Source organism: Vulcanisaeta moutnovskia 768-28, assembly GCF_000190315.1.
Lineage (GTDB): Archaea > Thermoproteota > Thermoprotei > Thermoproteales > Thermocladiaceae > Vulcanisaeta > Vulcanisaeta moutnovskia.
Map to the genome: position 1 here is coordinate 2,265,371 of NC_015151.1, position 19,956 is coordinate 2,285,326.

Annotated in this window: 23 protein-coding genes and 1 tRNA gene; 10 read left to right on the forward strand and 14 right to left on the reverse strand. The window is 41.1% G+C overall.

Translation table 11 applies throughout. The annotated features are described in order from the left end of the window. Positions 1-6: 6 nt before the first annotated feature. The gene (locus VMUT_RS11960) at positions 7-1,245 is read left to right on the forward strand and encodes an MFS transporter (RefSeq protein ID WP_158304815.1); all 1,239 of its coding nucleotides are present in this window, start codon (positions 7-9) and stop codon (positions 1,243-1,245) included. Here the strand turns inward: VMUT_RS11960 and VMUT_RS11965 are convergent. Together VMUT_RS11965 and VMUT_RS11970 are read right to left on the reverse strand one after the other, a co-directional pair. Then, positions 1,228-1,605, reverse strand: coding sequence for a hypothetical protein (locus VMUT_RS11965; protein ID WP_013605666.1), 378 nt, complete (start codon positions 1,603-1,605; stop codon positions 1,228-1,230). The two genes, VMUT_RS11960 and VMUT_RS11965, sit on opposite strands and share 18 nt — an antisense overlap. A 45-nt stretch (positions 1,606-1,650) precedes the next feature. Further along, positions 1,651-2,847, reverse strand: a complete 1,197-nt coding sequence (locus VMUT_RS11970) for a mandelate racemase/muconate lactonizing enzyme family protein (protein WP_013605667.1) — start codon at positions 2,845-2,847, stop codon at positions 1,651-1,653. A gap of 78 nt (positions 2,848-2,925) precedes the next feature. Between VMUT_RS11970 and VMUT_RS11975 the strand changes: the two genes are divergently transcribed. The 5 genes from VMUT_RS11975 to VMUT_RS11990 all read left to right on the forward strand — a co-directional run bounded on the left by VMUT_RS11975 (position 2,926) and on the right by VMUT_RS11990 (position 5,500). Then, positions 2,926-4,362 (forward strand): MFS transporter, encoded by a 1,437-nt coding sequence (locus VMUT_RS11975; RefSeq protein WP_013605668.1) that lies wholly within the window; start codon positions 2,926-2,928, stop codon positions 4,360-4,362. Between the two features lie 32 nt (positions 4,363-4,394). Beyond that, on the forward strand, positions 4,395-4,574 hold the full coding sequence (locus VMUT_RS13370) for a PaREP1 family protein (protein ID WP_308507376.1): 180 nt from the start codon (positions 4,395-4,397) through the stop codon (positions 4,572-4,574). 173 nt (positions 4,575-4,747) lie between these two features. Then, positions 4,748-4,882, forward strand: a complete 135-nt coding sequence (locus tag VMUT_RS13375; protein WP_308507377.1) for a hypothetical protein — start codon at positions 4,748-4,750, stop codon at positions 4,880-4,882. 43 nt (positions 4,883-4,925) lie between these two features. Further along, a tRNA-Thr gene (locus VMUT_RS11985) sits at positions 4,926-5,024 on the forward strand. A gap of 224 nt (positions 5,025-5,248) precedes the next feature. Then, on the forward strand, positions 5,249-5,500 hold the full coding sequence (locus VMUT_RS11990) for a hypothetical protein (RefSeq protein ID WP_013605669.1): 252 nt from the start codon (positions 5,249-5,251) through the stop codon (positions 5,498-5,500). A gap of 43 nt (positions 5,501-5,543) precedes the next feature. Here the strand turns inward: VMUT_RS11990 and VMUT_RS11995 are convergent, their stop codons facing one another. The 3 genes from VMUT_RS11995 to VMUT_RS12005 form a co-directional block, all read right to left on the reverse strand. Beyond that, positions 5,544-6,368, reverse strand: coding sequence for a P-loop NTPase family protein (locus VMUT_RS11995; protein ID WP_048057081.1), 825 nt, complete (start codon positions 6,366-6,368; stop codon positions 5,544-5,546). Continuing rightward, a complete protein-coding gene (locus VMUT_RS12000; protein ID WP_013605671.1) occupies positions 6,346-6,864 on the reverse strand; it encodes a hypothetical protein in 519 nt (172 codons plus the stop codon). Before VMUT_RS12000 ends, VMUT_RS11995 begins: the two co-directional genes overlap by 23 nt. 91 nt (positions 6,865-6,955) lie before the next feature. Continuing rightward, positions 6,956-7,537 carry an alpha/beta fold hydrolase gene (locus VMUT_RS12005; protein ID WP_048057082.1) on the reverse strand — a complete coding sequence of 194 codons (582 nt, stop codon included), beginning with the start codon at positions 7,535-7,537 and terminating at the stop codon, positions 6,956-6,958. 136 nt (positions 7,538-7,673) lie between these two features. On the opposite strand from VMUT_RS12005, the gene VMUT_RS12010 reads away from it, so the two are divergent. The 3 genes from VMUT_RS12010 to fbp all read left to right on the forward strand — a co-directional run bounded on the left by VMUT_RS12010 (position 7,674) and on the right by fbp (position 10,282). Continuing rightward, positions 7,674-7,952 (forward strand): DNA-directed RNA polymerase subunit M, encoded by a 279-nt coding sequence (locus VMUT_RS12010; protein ID WP_083805509.1) that lies wholly within the window; start codon positions 7,674-7,676, stop codon positions 7,950-7,952. Positions 7,953-7,989: 37 nt separating this feature from the next. Beyond that, positions 7,990-8,979, forward strand: a complete 990-nt coding sequence (locus tag VMUT_RS12015) for a DNA cytosine methyltransferase (RefSeq protein ID WP_013605674.1) — start codon at positions 7,990-7,992, stop codon at positions 8,977-8,979. 97 nt (positions 8,980-9,076) lie between these two features. Then, a complete protein-coding gene (gene fbp / locus VMUT_RS12020; protein WP_013605675.1) occupies positions 9,077-10,282 on the forward strand; it encodes a fructose-1,6-bisphosphate aldolase/phosphatase in 1,206 nt (401 codons plus the stop codon). A 38-nt stretch (positions 10,283-10,320) separates the two neighbouring features. Here fbp and VMUT_RS12025 read toward each other — a convergent pair whose 3' ends face one another. The 3 genes from VMUT_RS12025 to VMUT_RS12035 are packed head-to-tail and all read right to left on the reverse strand — an operon-like array spanning position 10,321 to position 12,997. Continuing rightward, positions 10,321-11,340 (reverse strand): dipeptidase, encoded by a 1,020-nt coding sequence (locus tag VMUT_RS12025; RefSeq protein WP_013605676.1) that lies wholly within the window; start codon positions 11,338-11,340, stop codon positions 10,321-10,323. A gap of 31 nt (positions 11,341-11,371) precedes the next feature. Further along, positions 11,372-12,496 carry a tryptophan--tRNA ligase gene (locus VMUT_RS12030; protein ID WP_083805510.1) on the reverse strand — a complete coding sequence of 375 codons (1,125 nt, stop codon included), beginning with the start codon at positions 12,494-12,496 and terminating at the stop codon, positions 11,372-11,374. 51 nt (positions 12,497-12,547) lie between these two features. Beyond that, the gene (locus VMUT_RS12035; protein ID WP_013605678.1) at positions 12,548-12,997 is read right to left on the reverse strand and encodes a PUA domain-containing protein; all 450 of its coding nucleotides are present in this window, start codon (positions 12,995-12,997) and stop codon (positions 12,548-12,550) included. A 53-nt stretch (positions 12,998-13,050) separates the two neighbouring features. Between VMUT_RS12035 and VMUT_RS12040 the strand changes: the two genes are divergently transcribed. Continuing rightward, positions 13,051-13,713 (forward strand): uracil-DNA glycosylase, encoded by a 663-nt coding sequence (locus VMUT_RS12040; protein WP_013605679.1) that lies wholly within the window; start codon positions 13,051-13,053, stop codon positions 13,711-13,713. On the opposite strand, the gene VMUT_RS12045 is transcribed toward VMUT_RS12040, so the two are convergent. The 6 genes from VMUT_RS12045 to VMUT_RS12070 form a co-directional block, all read right to left on the reverse strand. Further along, positions 13,705-14,865 carry an acyl-CoA dehydrogenase family protein gene (locus tag VMUT_RS12045; protein ID WP_013605680.1) on the reverse strand — a complete coding sequence of 387 codons (1,161 nt, stop codon included), beginning with the start codon at positions 14,863-14,865 and terminating at the stop codon, positions 13,705-13,707. The genes VMUT_RS12040 and VMUT_RS12045 overlap by 9 nt on opposite strands. After that, positions 14,862-16,025 (reverse strand): acyl-CoA dehydrogenase family protein, encoded by a 1,164-nt coding sequence (locus VMUT_RS12050; protein ID WP_013605681.1) that lies wholly within the window; start codon positions 16,023-16,025, stop codon positions 14,862-14,864. The genes VMUT_RS12045 and VMUT_RS12050 overlap by 4 nt, the downstream gene beginning before the upstream one ends. Positions 16,026-16,046: 21 nt before the next feature. Further along, complete coding sequence (locus VMUT_RS12055) at positions 16,047-16,454, reverse strand: hypothetical protein (protein WP_237699667.1); 408 nt, start codon at positions 16,452-16,454, stop codon at positions 16,047-16,049. A 150-nt stretch (positions 16,455-16,604) separates the two neighbouring features. Continuing rightward, positions 16,605-17,702 carry a DUF58 domain-containing protein gene (locus VMUT_RS12060; RefSeq protein ID WP_013605683.1) on the reverse strand — a complete coding sequence of 366 codons (1,098 nt, stop codon included), beginning with the start codon at positions 17,700-17,702 and terminating at the stop codon, positions 16,605-16,607. After that, positions 17,699-18,643, reverse strand: a complete 945-nt coding sequence (locus VMUT_RS12065) for an AAA family ATPase (protein WP_013605684.1) — start codon at positions 18,641-18,643, stop codon at positions 17,699-17,701. Before VMUT_RS12065 ends, VMUT_RS12060 begins: the two co-directional genes overlap by 4 nt. 44 nt (positions 18,644-18,687) lie before the next feature. Then, positions 18,688-19,944, reverse strand: a complete 1,257-nt coding sequence (locus VMUT_RS12070; protein ID WP_237699668.1) for a transglutaminase-like domain-containing protein — start codon at positions 19,942-19,944, stop codon at positions 18,688-18,690. Between the last annotated feature and the right edge of the window lie 12 nt (positions 19,945-19,956).

Consider the following 19,956-nt stretch of genomic DNA (forward strand, 5'->3'; position numbering starts at 1 on the left):
GTTTCTATGAGAGACTCAGTTTTTTGGCGATGGGCAATTCTATTAAGTTATTGTTTCATTACGGCATCATCTCAGATGATCTGGCTTGAGTTCTCTGGAATAGCTGTTCCTCAAATGATCCTTATTTTCCACGTTAACCTACTGATGATTGGGCTCATGGTATCGATCTGGCCATTAATATCAATACCATTAGCACTCATTAGTGGAGTACTCGCTGATAGGCTTGGTTATAGATTCACTATATCATTAGGAGGCTCAATAATCGCATTATTCTCATGGTTAAGGCTTATTGCCGGTAAGGATTTCACACTATTATTACTATTTCAGAGCTTAGCTGGTATAGGTCAAACATTCATTTACGATAGTGTCACTAAGCTCGTGGGTGAACTGTTCCCAATAAATGAACAGGCCTTGGCTAATGGCGTAGGCGCTATGAGTGAAATCTTAGGAATGGCACTCGCATTGGTAATATCACCGTTATTAGTTCCAACACCATCATATAATTACCTTATGATAAACATAATAGTATACTCACTAATTTCTACGATATCACTCATAACCTTCATCATCATTGGCAAAACCACCTATGTGAATACGCATAGTGGTTATGAAATTAGCACTAATATATCTATGCGTGATATAATGAGCATTATGAGGATGCGAACCATAGTAATACTCATGATATTGTTCTTCGTAGGCACAGGGATCTTCGCAGCATTAACGCAATGGATAGAACCAATACTATACTCTAGAAACATTCCTCAGATATATAGTGATTTAGCGGGTATGGTTATGTTAATTAGTGGTTCCCTTGGAATGATATTAATACCATACATATATGGTAAACTTCACACAAGGAGTTTATTCACGATAAATACATCAATATTAACACTGCTACTAATCCTATTCTCAATAAGACTACAATACCCAATACTTTACTTCATAATTGCTGCCTTAATAGGATTCTTACTACTATCATTAGCACCACTAGGTCTTCAATTATCCCTCGAGATTGTTGGAACAAAAATAACAGGTACAACAACGGGGTTACTAGGCTTAATGTCCGAGGCGGGTGCGTTCCTCATGGTCATAATAATTGGCGAGATCTACAGCACCACGGAGTCACAGTTCAAAGGTAATCCATGGTTCATACCAATAATAGTAATGAGTTTACTATCCCTAGTACTTTCAATATTAAGTCTATTAATTGTCATAGACAGAGACCAATCATCTTTTAGGACCTGACCTAACATAATTCTTCCAGACCTCACCAGCAACCTTCCTACCTATCTTCGTCAAGTCATAGTAAATACCTCTACCACGTCTCTCGGGATTTCTTTGTTTAACCTTTAACCATGGTTTAACTGACGATGTCACCCTACCCTTAAGCGAACCCCTAAACTCCTGTAACAAGCCCAGCTGGACTAGGCGCTGAACAGCCTTCTCAACCTCATCCTCAGGCACTATTGGTCGCCAACCAGCCGCACCAAGTAATCTCCTGGCCAGCAGCCAGGGTGTGTCTGGCCCGTAGTGATATATGTGGGCTAATATCTTCTTCTCTAGATCCGTGAGCTGATCTATTACTGCGTTTATGTCATCTGGCATTTAAAAAATGGAATTAATAACTTATTTAAATCAATAACTCCAGGACTACCTATATTTTCTCCATGTACCCTTTATGACCCATACAGGCTCCTCCTCATGGAACGGCTCCATACCCTCAAATCTCATTTCATTGAGCACCTTCTCATTAACATCGATGCCAAGACCAGGTCTATTAGGCACCCTGTAATACCCATCCTCAATCCTAAAGGCGTTATTAACAAGGTCCTTCTTCCACTGGGGCCAAAATTCATAGAAGCTCTCTTGAATTAATAGGTTATACGTGCTTGCATCAAATTGGAGTGTTGCGGCATGCTGAACGGGGCCAAAGGCATTATGTGGTGCTAATTCGATACCGTATGCCTCGGTTAACGCCCTAATCCTAGTCATACCAGTGAAGCCCAGGGCATTTGTTATGTCAGGCTGTAAGACATCGACTAACCCCATCTCAAGAAGTTGTAATGCTTCCTCCACACTAATTATTCTCTCACCCACAGCAATCCTTACAGTGGGTGCGGCGGCTTTTATCTTAGCCAAACCCTCAAAATTTAGATCGGGATGAACAGGCTCCTCCACAAACAATGGATTGAACTCCTCCATGGCCTTAACCATTCTAACGGCAGTATTCACATCAAACCTACCATGAGTCTCAATAAGTATGTCCACGTACTTACCCACAGCCTCCCTGACAGCCCTGACACGCTCAACGGCCTCCTCAAGACCCTCCTCATCCATTTGGTCAAAGTATGGACCAAAAGGATCAAACTTCATGGCCTTAAAGCCCATGGAAACAACCTCCTTAGCTCTCTTAGCAAAGTCATCCGGTGTTACGCAATCACTATACCAACCGTTTGCGTAGGCCTTAATCTTATCATTAACCAAACCACCAATTAATTGATAAATTGGCGCACCAAGGTATTTACCCAGCAGGTCGTGTAGGGCAATATCAACGGCGCTATATGCCGTAGCCGCCTCAAATGAACGGCTAATGTAGAACTCGTGCTTATACCACTCCCTGAATAGGTACTCAATCCTGAATGGATCCTTACCAATCATGAACCTCCTAACCTCCTCAATGGCCTTAACAACCTGGTTGACCCTAAGTGTTGGTACTGCCTCCCCATGACCAACTTGTCCATCATTCGTGACGACTCTTATTATTATTGAGACGGAGGCCCATGGAGAGGCTTTTGCAGTTGCCAGGTCACTAACTGGGTATATTTCTATATCCTTAATTGTGACCATATAGTCCTGATAATGCCCCTATATTTAAGTTTGGTTTTGTAATAAAGATTTAAAGCGACTAATTGTAATGACACCTTAATGGATAGGGTGCAATTCATTGTATTAACGCTACTCACCCTGGCATCATTTATGACTGCATTGGATAGCACAATAGTTGTCCTTGCAATACCCGTAATGCTAACGGCATTACACACCGACTTATCAATACTTGTCTGGGTAATACTAATTTACATACTCGCTGTCACAATATTCTCAACACAGTTAGGAAAGCTCGGCGATCTAAGGGGTAGAGCCAAGATGTTCAATATAGGCGTAATACTGTTTGGTGTAGGTAGTGCATTATGTGGTTTATCAACCAATGCCATAGAGCTTATTGGATTCCGAACAGTACAGGCATTTGGAGGCTCGCTCATGTCTAGTAATACCATGGCCATAGCCAGTGATTACTTTAAGCCCGAGGAGAGAGGGTTCGTGTTTGGAACCACGTCAATGGGTTGGAACCTGGGTGCCGTGGCTGGTATACTGGCTGGCGGTATCATAACAACATTTATTGGTTGGAGGTGGATATTCTACATTAACGTGCCAATAGCCATAATCAGCTTCATAACGGGCTTAGCATACCTAAGGGACAGGGGTATTAGGGTTAGGCAGGAGTTTGATATATATGGCGCAATAACCCTTGGGCTATCCCTTGGTCTCCTATCGATGGCTGGTATAACCTACGCGGGCGTTGGCTATAACACTACCGTAGGTGTGATGATGTTGGTAGGCGTAGTCTTATTCCTGCTATTTATTTATATAGAGACCAAGACGAAGTCTCCATTAATAAGTCTGAGACTCTTCAGGATCAGGATGTTCACGCTATCAAGCTTCTCCTACTTCTTCCAGTACATGGCTAATAATGCAATACTATTCCTACTGATAATGTATTTACAGGGGGTTAGGGGGTTAAACCCATTCTACGCATCTATATGGCTAGTTCCTGGTTACCTACTTGGCTCAATAGCGGCGACATTCGGCGGTAAATTGGCGGATAGATCCGACGCCAGGGTAATAGCCTCAATCGGCCTCACACTTCAGGCCGTGGCATACGTATTATACGACATATTACTGACGCTAACAACACCGTTTTATTACATAACAATAATAGCATCAATAAGCGGCATTGGGGCTGGGATGTTCTTCGCAGCCAATGGTAAGATGGTGATGTTCGATGTACCGAGGGACATGTATGGAATAGCCTCGGGAACGAATAGAACCATCGGCAACATAGGCATATTACTCAGTTTCATAATTGCCATTGTAGTATCCTCAATGGCAATACCAAGAAGCATTGCCTTCCAAATATTCGTGGGATCATCAACACTAACACCAAGCCTAATGGCACCCTTCATAAACAGCCTACACATGGCATTTAGAGCATCCCTAGCCCTAATAGTAATTGCTATAACAACCTCCTGGAGTAGGACCAGGGTACCAATGACACAACAAAGAAAGATAGTAAATAAGCCATAAGTATTTTTAAGTGAGATCATCCATTATCCCCCATGATAGAGCAATTACCTAAGCCCTGGTTCGATCTTAATAAGTACAGGGAGGCCAGGTTGAGGGAGGCAATGTATGAAGCTGAGCTCGCCGAGTCATTCCTAAATCAGGGACTTATGATGAACGTAGCAGGTAGGGCATTCCAGGCATGGAAGACGCTAGAGCGGCGGCATATACTGTAGATAAGATATAATGAATTAAGGAAGTTATTCCCAGGTACAAAGAAATTAAGGGGTTTCAGAACGAGGATTGGAAAGGCTTACTGGATTGTAGCTGTTATGTCAACAACTGTGCTGAAAACAGTGGCCAGGTAATAGGCGATGACATTGACATATACACAAACATGGCGCTATGATTGCATGAGTCCCAATACAATGGGCCAGATAAACAGGGCATACTAAGTCCATACCCAGATGATGAGTCTGCAGCCAAGGATACAAGGACATTAATAAGTAAGACTAGAGAACTTACGAAGAAGGCCGTTCAATAACCATCACGAAAAGCTTAAAATTCCTCAGGGAAACAAGTGTTTCGCCCCGGTAGCTCAGCCTGGTCGGAGCGCCCTGGGGCAATAGCCCCGTGCAAGCCTTGTAAGCGGGAGGTCCCGGGTTCAAATCCCGGCCGGGGCTCCACGTTCGTTGTCTCTCCATTATAGTACTCTATTATATTTAATTTAACTTCTTCTAAATGATGATAGCTGGAAGGGTACTTGCCCTTTTATTTTATAGCCTATGTGATATCCCTAGGAATAAACGCAGTAATAGAACGTGAAAAGGCCATAAAATATGAGGATAACTAACAAGTAGTGCGTTTAATTCGAAAAATATTTAAGTCACATTCTCTTTATTATCTTTTAATGGGATTAATTGATGAGGTAGGTAATGCCATGCTCTGGTCAGCTATAGCTAGCTTAGTATTAATTGCATTATCCTTTGCGTTCTCCATGGTTCCAGTCATTAAAGCCCTGCATGAGTATTCCACATTCACAGTCCTAATGGGCCTTGTCTCATTTATAATTGCTACATATGCAGCACTAATCTATATAGTTGGCTATGTGATTGAGATTATACTTAATAAATGTATAAGAGCATGTAGAAGATGCAAATAGTTCGAGTGCTTACTATGGTTTTTATTTACATTGACTCTTTAGTTTATTCTATTGATATTTCCCCCGCTGTGTCTATTCCGCACTTTATTATGTCCATCTTTGTGTTCATTAGACATATGAGTTGTCTCATGGTTAGTGGCCCGAGTGCCTCTATTTTGCTTAGTTCGGTTTTGCCTAGTCCGTACTCCTGGGCTACCTCCTTTAGGTCTTCTGGAGTTACGTAGTCAGGTAGTGTTATTGCCCCTAGCCTCAGTATGTCGAATAGTGGTGTGTCTATCTTCGATATTAGGTTAACCACGTCTGGGAGCAACGTAATTATTATCTTGGTCGACGGTATTGCCTGCATGTTATTCCTAAATGCGTGTATGGCGTTTATGAAGTCCATGGACCTAGGATCATCCTGACTGAGTAATCCCTCATCAATACCAATTACTAATGGCGCCATGCCCAGTAATTCCACTGCATCATTGAGTAGTTTTAGTGTTTCCATTGGTTTCAATTTTGCACTTTCAACAACCTCATCAGGACCCGCCTTTGCAAATGCCCTAAGTAATCCCTTTATGCTCATTCTCTTCAATTTCTCCTGAATCTCCCTAACCTCACGAATATTATCTGCAAATACCGTAGAGACTATCGCTGATAAATCCCTATCCCTAACCTCAGTCATGTCGGCATACATGAATATTCCATCACCAATGCCCTCAAGACTAAGGAGCAATGTCGTTTTTCCAGTACCTGCCCTACCAATTATCGCCATTAATTGGTAATCCTCATGAACCATACCCAACAACTTCTCCCTGGCAGCCCTCCATGACGGGCCAAGCAATCTTATACTCGAACCCCTATTAGGAACTAAGAACCTCTGCATCACCCACCACCTTTACCAGACCATAGTATGATGAACCAATTTTTAACCTGCGGGAACCACCATGCGCAAACACAAATCTACCTCTGTGAAACTTAATCACCTTAACCAGGAATTCCTCAGCCTCCTTAGTTGGTACATTGAGCCTACCCTCTATGTACTTAATAACATCACCAATATCCGCATAGCCAGACAGTGGATTTGCCAACTTCCTAATGCCTTCAATGACCAGCGTTAGTGGGTCGACATCCTCCCTGGGCGTTAATATGCTATTTACCCTATTCATCATTTCTCTATCCGTAAATATCACACTCCTACCCTGACCACTCTTAACAACCTTAGCCTTGCCAATATCCACTAGGTATTGAACAACATTATCAGGATCCTTAACCCACTTACCCAGGGTACTCATGTATGTTGTATACGCAACTCTAATGCCATCAATATCCTCCCTACCAAGCACAACTCCAATTACATACGCCAGATCCAACCTATCCACGGTATAGGTTATAATTCAGTATTAAATTATGCTATGTCTTATAATAAGTAATTATTATGTAGATAATACATGGGTATTGATATTAATAATCCTAAATGGCATTAATGGATTTGAGGAAATCAAGTACTAATTTCACAAATTCCCTGGGCCTATCGAGATAGGCAGGATGACCAGCACCATCAATTACCTCAACCCTAAAGCCAGCCCCCCTCATAGCCTCCATATTCTCCCTACCAGAGACCCTGTCCTTGCTTCCCCAGATGCCCATCACTGGGACCTTTATCCTGGATAGGTTGATGCTTGGCACCCTAACAGGCCCAACAACAATACCAGCAACCGCCGGATAATTCAATACTAAGTACCTAAGGACAGTCTCACCTCCCAAACTTGCACCAATAAGTATAGGTGCCTCGATATTCAATGCCTTAATTATTGAGTATAGGTGATTTGCATAATCATTTGGGTCGTTTATAGCGAAATGCGTGCTTCTTGATTTGGGTCCATATGGCATGTCTATGGCATATATCCTAAATCCAGGGAAATCATTTCCGCAGCAGTTAATCCAGTCATTAGCATTGAAGCTAAAGCCGTGTACCATGACCATTGGTTTACCATCACCATGCACTAAGTACCTCACCGACCTACCATTCACTCTCATCCAATTCTCGCTCACGGCAAAAACCTAGATCAACCTTTTATTTTACTTTCCCAGATCTCGCTAATCATTACCTTAATTTGTACCATTGTGTAATTCCTGATTAAGGTGGTCATAAGGTTTTTAAGTAAGTTCTTTGCTTACGTTAATTCGCATGAGATTTTGTCCTAGATGTGGAGGGTTGATGGTCCCCGTGAAGAAGGAGGGAAAGGTTTACCTGAGGTGTCAGAGGTGTGGTTATGAGGAGGAATTGAAGAGCAGTGATGCTAAGTCCTATGTTGATAAGAAGAGTGTTGAGAAGAAGGGTGCCGTAATAGTAGAGAGTTATGAGGAGAAGGAGCCTGGCGAGGAGGAGAAGGAGCTTAAGGAGGACTACGTTAAGCAGCTCCTTGATAATCTCTACGAGACGGAGAGTGAACAGGAGGAGGATTAGGATTAAAATGAAGTTACTTATTGTTTGTTAGGTAATAATGCGATACTCCGTAATTGACCTATTCGCAGGTGCGGGAGGATTCAGTAGAGGATTTCTTGATGCCGGCTTCGATGTAGTACTTGGTATTGAAATTGACATTAATGCCGCACGGACATATAGTTATAACTTCCCGGATGCCGTTATGCTCGTTGATGATATTAAGAATATTCGGGGTGAGGATGTAATTAAGTATATTGGTGATAAACCCGATGTTGTGATTGGTGGTAGTCCCTGCGAGGCATTTACTGAAACGAATCCCAGAAGGGCTAAGAACCCGCTCGATAGGCTTTATGTTGATGAACTGGGCAGGCTAACCCTTGAGTTCATTAGGCTTGTTGGTGAATTAAAGCCACAGGTTTTTGTTCTTGAGAATGTTGTCCATATAATGGATGGACCATTAAGGGATGCCTTAATCAATGAGTTCGCCAGGGTTGGTTATGAGAGGATATACTTCAATGTACTTCATGCGGAGGATTATGGAACGCCAAGTGTTAGGCGTAGGGTCTTCATTAGTAATATACCCATAAGACCTGAGAGGCTGGGTAGGGTGTTAACGGTGTGGGATGCCATTGGTGATTTACCAAGTCCTGGTGACCCAAGTATTCCTAACCATGAATATGTAACTATTAGTGATAGAAAGATTAGAGGAATAACAAGGCTTAATTGGGATGATGCTCTTTATAGATTCAGGGGTGCCACTGGCTCGTTTAGGAATTTCGTGAGACTTAATCCATGGAAGCCAGCCCCTACTGTCATGGGTAGCGTGCGTTTTGTACATCCCTTTGAGGATAGAGTACTGACTGTTAGGGAACAGGCAAGGCTAATGGGCTTTCCTGATGATCACATATTCTTTGGACCTAAGGACTCCCAATTTAACCAAATAGGTGAGGCTGTTCCACCACCGCTTGCCCTTGCAATTGCCGGGACTGTCCTTAAATACCTGGAGAGAAGTAACATTAGTGCTAATTTGCCTTTACCAACAATATAGTGATCCTTATAATTACTTTTGCCTTGTTAAACCACTATAAGCATTATAAATATTGTAAGGGTAAAGTATTAATACATCGATTTAATAATTATTATCAATGAAGACCACGGTCTCAATAATAAAGGCCGACATAGGTGGCTTACCTGGACACGCTTGGGTGCATCCAAAGATACTTGAATTCGCTGCTGAAAGACTAAAGGAGGAACAAAAGAGGGGCTTATTGATTGATTATTTTGTGTATAATGTTGGTGACGACATGTCATTACTCATGACTCACACGAAGGGTGAGAATAACCCTGATATTCATGGATTAGCTTGGTCAATATTTAAGGAGGCCACAGAAAACATCGCAAAGAAGGTTAAACTCTACGGTGCAGGCCAGGACCTACTTAAGGACACATTCAGTGGAAATGTCAGGGGTTTAGGTCCCCAGGTTGCCGAGATGGAGTTTGAGGAAAGACCCAGTGAACCTCTCGTGGTATTTGCTGCGGATAAGACCGAACCAGGCGCCTTCAATTTACCATTCTATAAAATATTTGCCGACCCATTTAACACGGCTGGGCTTGTTATTGACCCAGCAATGCATGAAGGGTTTAGATTCGAGATACTTGATGTATATGAAGGTAAGGTTTACCTACTTGATGCTCCCGAGAATAGTTATGATATACTAGGCCTAATAGGTACTCCAGGTAGATACATAATAAGAAGGATATATAGAAAGGCCGATTTTGTTCAGGCCTCTGTAACTAGTGTTGAAAGGCTGAATTTAATTGCAGGTCATTATGTAGGTAAGGATGATCCAGTAGCCATGGTTAGGGCGCAACATGGCTTACCAGCTGTTGGTGAGATCCTTGAGGCCTTTGCTTATCCGCATCTTGTTGAGGGTTGGATGAGGGGTAGCCATGTTGGTCCATTAATGCCCTCAAAGATGATAAGTATTGACCTGGAGAAGAGGATTGCCATGGGGCCTAAGATGACCAGGTTTGATGGGCCACCAAAGGTAATAGCTATTGGTTTCCAGGTTCATGACGGTTATCTAGAAGGACCTGTTGATTTATTTGATGACCCAGCCTTTGATTATAGCAGGCAGTTAGCTGCTCAGATAACGGATTACATAAGGAGAATGGGCCCAGTAATGCCCCATAGGTTACCGCCTGAGGAGATGGAGTACACGACATTACCACAAATACTCTCGAAGTTAAAGTCCGTGCCTGTTGATGAGTATGAGAAGAATAGGCTTCAATACATTCAATTCGTGTCATCACAGGTAGGACAATCAGTTACTGGTCCTAGTCACGATTAAACCTAATATTTCAATATTATTTATTAAATAATTAAAACCTACGAAAGATTACTTCTTATGACTCTAAGGGCATTTTCAAAGGTTATTTTCCTGATATCATTATCACCAAGTCCATACTCAACCAACTTACTTATTAACCTGGTAATCTCACCAATGTTTGATAAATCCTCGGGGGTCTTCTCGATTCCCAGGAAATCCGTCCCTATAGCAATTATGTCAGGTCCAAACCTCTCATGTATGTATAATACGTGTTTCACTAACGAGTCTGTATTTGGCCGTGGCCCTATTGTAGATGGTATCATGGTTATACCCACAACTCCGTGATTCCTACTAAGGAGTTCCAATACATCATCGTCAATATTCCTCAAATGCTTATGCACACCCTGTACATTGGCATGGCTTATTACTACTGGTTTTTTCGATATATTCAAAACATCAATCATTGTATTCCTACTGGCATGCGCTAAATCAATTATGACACCAAGCTCATTAGCTAGCCTAACTAGCTCCTCACCATCCATTGTCAATCCATAGTCCTTCCTCGTGAAACATGACGCACCATACCTATTATCAAAATTCCAGGTAATACCGAGCGCCCGAATACCAAGTCTATGAAGTAATAATAGGTCGTATGGATCATCAATCATGTCAGCACCCTCAACTGACATCAGTAATCCAATGAGATCACTATTCAGTATTTGCTCGACATCGGAATAACTCTCAATAATTCTAAACCTACTAAATCTTCTCGTTAGTACTAAGTATATTTTTATCATTTCGAATCCTATTAACTTCGATGCTGCTGGTGTGTAGGACTTTATCGACCGTGTCCCATAACCTGAGGATATTCTCTCACCAATCAATGGATTATACGTGTCATGTATCGGGAATACCGCACCAAATACTATCTTAACGTTACCCCTAATTAACTTAGGTATATCTGATTGCCTACCTGGGGCATCAATATCAAAGTCCTGAAACTCCTCCTCAAGCCTACCTGAATTCATTAAGTAATAGGCTATATCCTCATGAAGATCAATGACTGGATAATTAACCATAGCGCATTTACTAAGGCGATACTAATTAGGATTATTTGAACTTTACGGAAATCCTATACTGATTAATTACATCCTTAGCCCTCTCTCTTCTCTCATTATGCTCCTTCATGAACTCCCTAATCCTTTCAAACAACATCATCTTACACTCACCGCATAGTAACTTCCCAACCTTGCAATCTTCATAGATTTTCTTAACCCTCTCATCACTGTCCTGGAAAAGTAGATGATACTTATAAACAACGCAATTGTCCGGGTCACCACCATACTTACGTTGAAGCTCAGCCGTTGGTTGACCACCAGTTAGGGCATTCATTATCTTCCTCCTAACATCCCTTTCGCTATCAGTTACGTAAATTGCTGAGTCAGGGTTTGATGCGCTCATCTTGTCCTCACCAGTTAAACCGGGTATGAACTTGCTATATATCGTAGATGGTTTTGGATAACCTAATTCATCAGCCACATCCCTAGCCAACCTGAAGTATGGATCCTGATCTATAGCCGTTGGTATTAAAACGGGTACATTCTCACCATATAGCTCAGTTGGTAGGAACGCTACTGCTATTTCCAGGGTTGGGAAGAAGGCAGCACCGACATTAGTTGAATCCGTGAACCCAAAGGTGTGCTTAACAGTCGATAGAGTTAATTTCTTCCCAATCTTAATGGCTATTTTATATAAATACTTAATATCCTCACTGTCAATAATTATATGGAGCCTATCGGGCGTGAAACCAAGGGCTATTAGATCCAGGGCATTTTCGTACGCGTATTTATTGGTTTGTTCCAGGGCATATCCTTCCTTCACTAGGAACTTCTCATCATCCGTTAATTCGAAGAAATAATCAACATTGAACTTATCCACAAACCACTTACTTAGCATCCAGGGAACCAAGTGCCCAATATGAAGATCAGCGCTCGGTCCTCTACCATTGTATAGCGCCCATTTCAATCCATTTCTCTGTCTATTTAGGATTGATTGTAAATCCCTATGCGCGTAGAAGAAATTCCTCCTTATTAGGTAATGAACCTCACCAGTTAATTCACGCAATGTATTAATTTCATTGTCTGTTATTAATTGAACACCGAACTCATGGGCAAGCCTCATGTAGTCTACCTTACCCTTAACCTCCCAAGGCGTTACTGTATACTCATTCGCCAGATAGTAATCACCACGCCCATTAAAGAACTAACTAAATATAAGCATTATTGGTTATTTCTCTCCATTATCCCTTACATGATGCCTTAACTTCACCGTAACACCTCTACCAACACTCAGCACCTCTTCCTTAGATAGAACTAGCCTACCAACACCGAGTAATTCACCATCCTCCGAGTAAATAGCAACCTCATCACCGGGAACAGCATTCCTAACGTCAACGACGAATTTAGCCATGACACTCCTACCCTGCCTCACAAAGGGCGCCGCATCCCTACTCACAACAACAATCCTATCAATTAACCGCGCACCCTCGATCGTCGGTAATGGACGACCATCACTCGCCCTAATTGTGAAGACAAGCTTATTACCAAGGTATATTCTCCTCAAACCACCTGTCTTACCAACCTCAATTCTAAACTCACCACTTAATCTCTTTAATACATCAGGCCCGTAAATGTAAGATATAACTCCCCTAATTATGTCCTTAGTTAATTGATCCATCCCTCTGGACCTAAGGAATACCTTAATTTTAAGGTTTAATACGTATTAACATTGTGAGTTGGTATAACGACTTCATAAGCAAGTTAATAGAGTGCAGGGCATGTCCAAGACTAGTAAGTTATAGGGAGAGAGTTAAGCCGCTGCCAAGATTCATGAATGATAGGTATTGGTTGAGACCAGTACCGCCATGGGGCGATCTAAATAATGCTCGTATAATGATTGTCGGATTGGCGCCTGCAGCGCATGGTGGTAATAGGACTGGGCGTATGTTCACTGGGGATAGTAGTGCCCAATTCCTATTTAGGGCCTTATACGAGGCTGGTCTATCTAATAAGCCCTATAGTATTTCCAGGAATGACGGTGTGACTTTGAAGTGCATATACATAACATCCGTCGTTAAGTGTGTACCGCCAAATAATAGGCCTAGTAATGAGGAGCTTCATACTTGCATAGGTAATTGGTTTAGGTATGAGCTTGAGCATGTTGGACCTCGGGCAATTATTGCGCTTGGGCATATCGCATTCCTCGGCATTAAATTAGCCCTAGGAATTAGGGCTGAGTTTAGGCATAGTGAGTATATTGACTTTAATGGTATTAGGATATTCATGAGTTACCATCCCAGTCCAAGAAATACTAATACGGGTAGATTAAGGATTCGTGATTTAGTGAATATTTTAAGGATGGCTATGGAATACTCTGGTTGTGAATCAACCTAGGTATTTACTTAACCACTTGTAAATTACCATTCTTTGTACCTCATTTGTACCCTCACCAATTTCCATTAATTTAGCATCTCTGTAAATCCTATTCAACTTACTATTGCTCCACACGCCATAAGCGCCCGTTAATTGTACGGCTCTTCGAATAATATCCATGCCTATGAGTACGGATGTTAACTTAGCTATTGATGCAAATGCGTAGTAGTCCTCATACTTACGATCAAAACGCGAGGCTGCGTCATACACAATAGATCTCATGGTCTCCATATACGCCATTATATCTGCTAACTGGAACTGAACCCACTCCAGATCACTTAATTGTTGATTAAATGCTCTCCTATTCTTAACCCATCCAAGGGCCTCTGTAAGTGCTGCCTCAGCAAGGCCCAGGGTAACTGAGACCACGGCAATCCTTCCCAGGTTTAACGCCTCCATTGCTATCCTGAACCCTTCATTAGGCTTACCAACAATATCATCATCACCAACTACACAATCATTAAAAGTAAGCTCAGAAGTGCCTGTTCCTCTTATGCCCATGACATATATTGGGCTTGCCTCAATGCACTTATTCCTCCTTAATAGGAATGCCGTTACTGCCTTATGCCTAGCCTCCTTAGGACCAGTTCTCGTGAATACTATGTACACGTCAGCATAAAGCCCCTGGGTTATCCACATCTTCTTCCCATTTATTACCCATTCACCACCCCTCCTCTCAGCCCTAGTCTCAATAGCAGCAGCATCACTACCACAACAAGGCTCACTAAGCGCAAATGAACCTATTAATTCACCCCTAGCTAACTTAGGAACTAACTCCTCCCTCATCTGTTTATTACCATACGTATAAAAAGCATCGGTTACCAGAAAACCCTGTACCTCGGTTAGTATTCCCATGGAACCGCTATATCTCGATATCACCTCGATAGATAATGCCGTACCTAATATATCCATGCCATAACCACCATACTCTCTCGGCATTACTGGTGCTAGTATCCCATTTTCACCCAACTCCCTAATTACTTCACGTGGATAATAATTCTCCCTATCAATTTTATCAGCAACAGGTTCTATGAATCTCTTGCTCAACTCATCAACTAATTCCATGAATCTTTCATGGTCCTTAGTTAATAGTGGGTGTTTTACCGATATCATAATTCTACCTCTGGTAATCCTCTTGTTAGTATTTTGTAAATGACCATCCTCTGAACTTCATTAGTACCCTCGGCAATCTCAAGGACCTTAGCATCCCTATAAGCCCTTTCCGAGAAGCTCTCCTTTGAATAACCAAAGCCACCAAGTATTTGAACGCCATCTCTCGCTATCTCAACAGCCATCTGGGCCGTGTATAGCTTAGCAATTGAAGCATAGAGCACGAATGATGGGTCCTTATTATCATAAAGCCAGGCAGCCTTATATGTTACTGTCCTACCAATCTCAAGCTTAGCCTTAATATCGGCTAACTGGAACTGAACCCATTCCCAATCAATCAATGGCTTTCCGAATGCAGTCCTGGTTTTAGCCCATTCAAGAGCCTCATCAAGTACACCTTGGGAAAGTCCAAGGGCTACGCCTGAGATACCTATTCTTGCAAGGTCCAATGTAACCATGGCTATCCTAAATCCCTCATTGACCTTGCCCAATACATCATCATCACCAACTACACAATCATTAAACTTAACCTCAGCCTCACCGGCACCCCTCATACCCATCATTTCCAACTTACTAACCTCAACGCAATCACTCCTCTTCACGAGGAATGCCGTTACTGCCTTATGCCTAGCCTCCTTAGGACCAGTCCTTGCGAAGAGTAGGTAAATGTCCGCATAGGCTCCTTGCGTGATCCAGATCTTTCTACCATTTATTACCCATTCACCACCCCTCCTCTCAGCCCTAGTCTCAATAGCAGCAGCATCACTACCACAACAAGGCTCACTAAGCGCGTACGATGCTACCCATTCACCGCTGGCAATCTTTGGTAGTATTTCCTCCCTCTGTCTATCAGTACCATACCTGAGTAACGCATATACTATGTTGTCATTTACTATCTCGGTAATGAAGCCGAGGGTTGGGCTATACCGGCTCAACTCCTCAACAACCACAACACTACCCCTAAGATCAATCCCGGGTCCACCATACTCAGGTGGTGCTGATGGCGTTAGAAAGCCCTGCTTACTAAGTTCTCTTATCAAATCTCTTGGGTAGTAGTCCTCTAGATCCATCTTCCTGGCTATGGGAACGATATACCTCTCAGCAAACTCCTTAACACTATTTCTAATGAGCTGATGCTCCTCCGTTAAAAAAGGATCTGGCATATAACTTAATAAAATAGTGTGCTAATAAATATTACTGTAGATCATTACCTTCTTACCCAAAAATATTATTAGTAATATTATGACAATTGAAATAATAAATAATGAAAAATACCAAGTAAATACGACTATGAATAAGCCCACATTTATACCTGCACTTTCAATTAATGATTTAAATCCATTAAGTATTGGCAATTTTATTATGACCCTTTCCACAATATATGATAGGTATATTATAAACAAGGATAGAAGTATAGGGTAGAACTTAAGTATGCCGATTAATGACGAATACAACACAATACTCACCATGAGAATTACAGTATAAGGTATTACTAATGCCTCAGGTATTAGAAAACCCATGTACGTCAATAATACAATATTTATTACGAATAAGTATTTATGATAAGTGGATCTATACGATACCACTACCATGGATATAGCATTAACCAATATACTAAGAAACGCTGTACTGGAACATTGTGCATATTGTGTTAATGTTAATTCAAGTATTAACCATATGATACTAATTAGGATATAGGAAATATAATTATTAAGCTTCATTATAATCACTAATAATTGTGACTAATTACCCAAATCAATATTTAGTAAAATAACCCTATCCCTATTACTCACGGTACTTAATGCCTTATTCAATTCGTCAATAGACGGCTCATCCCCCAAGGGAGACCTTATATATGCTATCTCAAGCAATTTATTATAATCTATGTATTTGCGAAAGTAATCTGGTATGTTCATAGTTACGTTATTAATATCACAACTCCTAATCATTTTAATCCTTATTTCACGTTCTAAATAGGGAATAATGACTTTACTCAATATTTTCTGCTCTACATGATCCTTACTCACAAGTACTACACTTACTTCACCGCAGCGTTGGGATAAATCGCTTATTGCCTGAAGGGCTTTATCGATAGGTCTCTCGTTATTTTGTGGTATTAATACCCTTGATGATGAATTCATTATGAATATTGGGCATGAGCCATAATCACTCCTATTAATCATCATTAACTCATTAACCCTGGCGCTCGTTAGCCAGTGTATTGTTGATGCAGATCGTTCATAATCATACACAGACAATGACTTAAAATCGCCTAGTCTACCCTCCATTAACGCCCCATACTCAGTATATCCATCAATCTCCACCTTACTAATTGCACTGCTAAGTTGTCTTGGCCTTATAACAACATTAACACCATTATTGAGAAGCAGGCTTTGGATTAATAAAAGCCTTAAGGGCTCCTCAAAATCAATAATCCCACCAATAATCTTAACCTCCCCAATCCACTTACCCGTTAATTTAACCATAAAATCACCATCATTAACCCTAATCTTTATAACACTGGATTGAATATGAGGCGGATGAATTAATGTAAGCCTTGCTTCCCATCGTAATGGTATCTTAGACAAAATCCTGATGCCAATTACCGTTGATGAACCTACCATTAATCCCACATTATCTTGACTAAAGGCTAGTTGTGAATATAATGCAGTGAGTATGGTTAGTAAGTACCATGATAATACATATGATGTAAATACTATAAATAGCGCCAGCCCGAAGTAAACCCCAAATAGGTTATTGGTCAATAACCCAAGATAAGTAATGCCAGATAGGGCGAGGTATATAATCAATAACTTATTGCTTGGTATTACGCGTATCATGATTTACGAAGCACCCTCTCCATAAGTGGAGTTGGTACCTGCTGAAGTAATTGCCTAATTATTATAGTACTATCAGCGCCAAGGGTTATTATTCTATGATTAAGCACATAAGGTGCTAATAATTTTACATCATCAGGTATCACGTAATCCCTACCATCCAATAAAGCCCAAGCCCTAACCAACTTACTTAGTATTTGTGCAGCTCTCGGACTCGCACCGAGCTTCACATCACGGGCATTCCTCGTAGCCCTTATCAAATTCACTATATATCTAATGATCGAATCATCGACATATATCGATCGCACTAACGCCTGCAAACTCTCAATATCCTCTTTACTCACTACGGTATTGATTGAGCTTATGCTACCAAGGTCTATGTTCTCAGTTATCTTAAACTCAATATCCTCACTTGGGTATCCCAGTTTTATTCTTATCATGAATCTGTCCAGTTGTGCTTCTGGTAGTGGGTATGTTCCCTCGAGTTCGACTGGATTCTGTGTGGCAATTATCATAAAAGGCTTTGGCAACTCATAGGACTTACCACCAATTGTTACTTGGTTCTCCTGCATAGCCTCAAGCAATGCGGACTGAACCTTAGGAGGAGCCCTATTAACCTCATCAGCAAGGACTATATTTGCGAAAATCGGGCCGAACCTAACCTCGAAGTCTCCGATCTTAGGATTGAAAATGAGTGAACCAGTTATATCACTTGGCAATAAATCAGGAGTGAACTGTATACGACTGAAGGAGAGACCCAGGGCTTTAGCGAATGCCTTAACTAGAGTTGTCTTGGCTAAACCTGGATAACCCTCAATCAATGCATGACCACCTGCAACTAAGCACGCAAACAAAAGCTTCACCTCTTGCTCATAACCAATTACAGACTTAGAAACCTCCCCCATTAGCCTATCCATAATTTGCTTTGAATCAACCGTTCTCATCACTATTTACCTAAAGATAATTCAGCATGGATTAAATTTTAAACTCAGCGCGCCTTTACATGGCTTAGTAATATATATATTAAGTAACCAATAAACCAGGGTAGTACAAGTATTAAGCCGATAATTACTGAGGACGCTAAATTACTAAGGCTAATGCCCATTGATGGCTTAACATAAGAGGGTATTGGCATGAACATTATCCAACCATTACCGATAAACGACTCATCCCATAAAATATTTGATCCCGGGCTAAATACATAGGAATTATTACCACTACTAATACCGTAAAAGCCAAGAGCTACCCTCGTGGGTATGCCATAAATCCTTAAAGCTGTCATTGCGAACACCATAAAATCAATAATAGATCCCCTTCCAGTCTTGATTAGGTTCTCAGGACCTACGGAATACGTAATAAGCCTATACTTACCACTCGATAATACATAAAATACCCTATTAACAATATTCATTAAATTACTTGATTGTTTAATACCGAGTGTGTTCATAATAATTGAATTAGGAATTGAAACTCCAGTAGATCCTAAATACTCCATTACGTATAAGAAGCTATAACCATTACTACTGGTACTCATTAGTTTCCTGCAAACATACATTGTATAATTAGCCTCAGTAATTGGTGATTCTGCAACAACTATATCGCCTGGTTCAAGTAGCATTAATACTGTTTGAGGCGCCACGCTCACTATCGATACATTACTCACAAAGTATGTTATTGGTGGTTGTGTATTAACAATAACGGGTATTGGTATAACCCTTACAGGCTCATCAAATGTTACGTTTATATTGTATTCATTACAATCATACCCACTACTAAACCAAATAGTTAATGGTGGCCTTGAGGTATTAACCGTTATTAAAGATAATGTATTCATTAGCGTTCCATTGCTATACTCATTAAACACTAAATACCTTAGGTAAATAGGTATTTCTGATCGAGCAGTTGCCTCAAAGCTCGAATAATTACCTGGTGTTAATACCGTAGGTACTGATATCGATTCATAGGCAATAATAGGGGTAAAGTAACCTATGAACGACGAACGAATTATCACTCCATTGTATATCCCAATATACGTCAAATTACCCAGCCTAATTAAACCGGCAAACTCACCTTCATAAGCGCCCTGGGACGCCATTAAGTAACCCGTGAGGTTTCCATACGATAATCGATATACATTGACTGAGAAGGCACTACCAACATACGTTAAGGAAATATTAAGAGACATTGCTGATAAATTGCTCTGCATCGACTCAAGTAGCAAAAGCATTATTAGTAAGCTCATCATTTATTGCTCAGT

Coding starts and splice junctions, on each gene's coding strand:
- VMUT_RS11960 (WP_158304815.1), top strand. CDS start 7: ATGAGAGACTCAGTTTTTTGGCGATGGGCAATTCTATTAAGTTATTGT.
- VMUT_RS11965 (WP_013605666.1), bottom strand. CDS start 1,605: ATGCCAGATGACATAAACGCAGTAATAGATCAGCTCACGGATCTAGAG.
- VMUT_RS11970 (WP_013605667.1), bottom strand. CDS start 2,847: ATGGTCACAATTAAGGATATAGAAATATACCCAGTTAGTGACCTGGCA.
- VMUT_RS11975 (WP_013605668.1), top strand. CDS start 2,926: ATGGATAGGGTGCAATTCATTGTATTAACGCTACTCACCCTGGCATCA.
- VMUT_RS13370 (WP_308507376.1), top strand. CDS start 4,395: ATGATAGAGCAATTACCTAAGCCCTGGTTCGATCTTAATAAGTACAGG.
- VMUT_RS11990 (WP_013605669.1), top strand. CDS start 5,249: ATGGGATTAATTGATGAGGTAGGTAATGCCATGCTCTGGTCAGCTATA.
- VMUT_RS11995 (WP_048057081.1), bottom strand. CDS start 6,368: ATGCAGAGGTTCTTAGTTCCTAATAGGGGTTCGAGTATAAGATTGCTT.
- VMUT_RS12010 (WP_083805509.1), top strand. CDS start 7,674: ATGAGATTTTGTCCTAGATGTGGAGGGTTGATGGTCCCCGTGAAGAAG.
- VMUT_RS12015 (WP_013605674.1), top strand. CDS start 7,990: ATGCGATACTCCGTAATTGACCTATTCGCAGGTGCGGGAGGATTCAGT.
- fbp (WP_013605675.1), top strand. CDS start 9,077: ATGAAGACCACGGTCTCAATAATAAAGGCCGACATAGGTGGCTTACCT.
- VMUT_RS12025 (WP_013605676.1), bottom strand. CDS start 11,340: ATGGTTAATTATCCAGTCATTGATCTTCATGAGGATATAGCCTATTAC.
- VMUT_RS12035 (WP_013605678.1), bottom strand. CDS start 12,997: ATGGATCAATTAACTAAGGACATAATTAGGGGAGTTATATCTTACATT.
- VMUT_RS12045 (WP_013605680.1), bottom strand. CDS start 14,865: ATGATATCGGTAAAACACCCACTATTAACTAAGGACCATGAAAGATTC.
- VMUT_RS12050 (WP_013605681.1), bottom strand. CDS start 16,025: ATGCCAGATCCTTTTTTAACGGAGGAGCATCAGCTCATTAGAAATAGT.
- VMUT_RS12055 (WP_237699667.1), bottom strand. CDS start 16,454: ATGGTAGTGGTATCGTATAGATCCACTTATCATAAATACTTATTCGTA.
- VMUT_RS12060 (WP_013605683.1), bottom strand. CDS start 17,702: ATGATACGCGTAATACCAAGCAATAAGTTATTGATTATATACCTCGCC.
- VMUT_RS12065 (WP_013605684.1), bottom strand. CDS start 18,643: ATGAGAACGGTTGATTCAAAGCAAATTATGGATAGGCTAATGGGGGAG.
- VMUT_RS12070 (WP_237699668.1), bottom strand. CDS start 19,944: ATGATGAGCTTACTAATAATGCTTTTGCTACTTGAGTCGATGCAGAGC.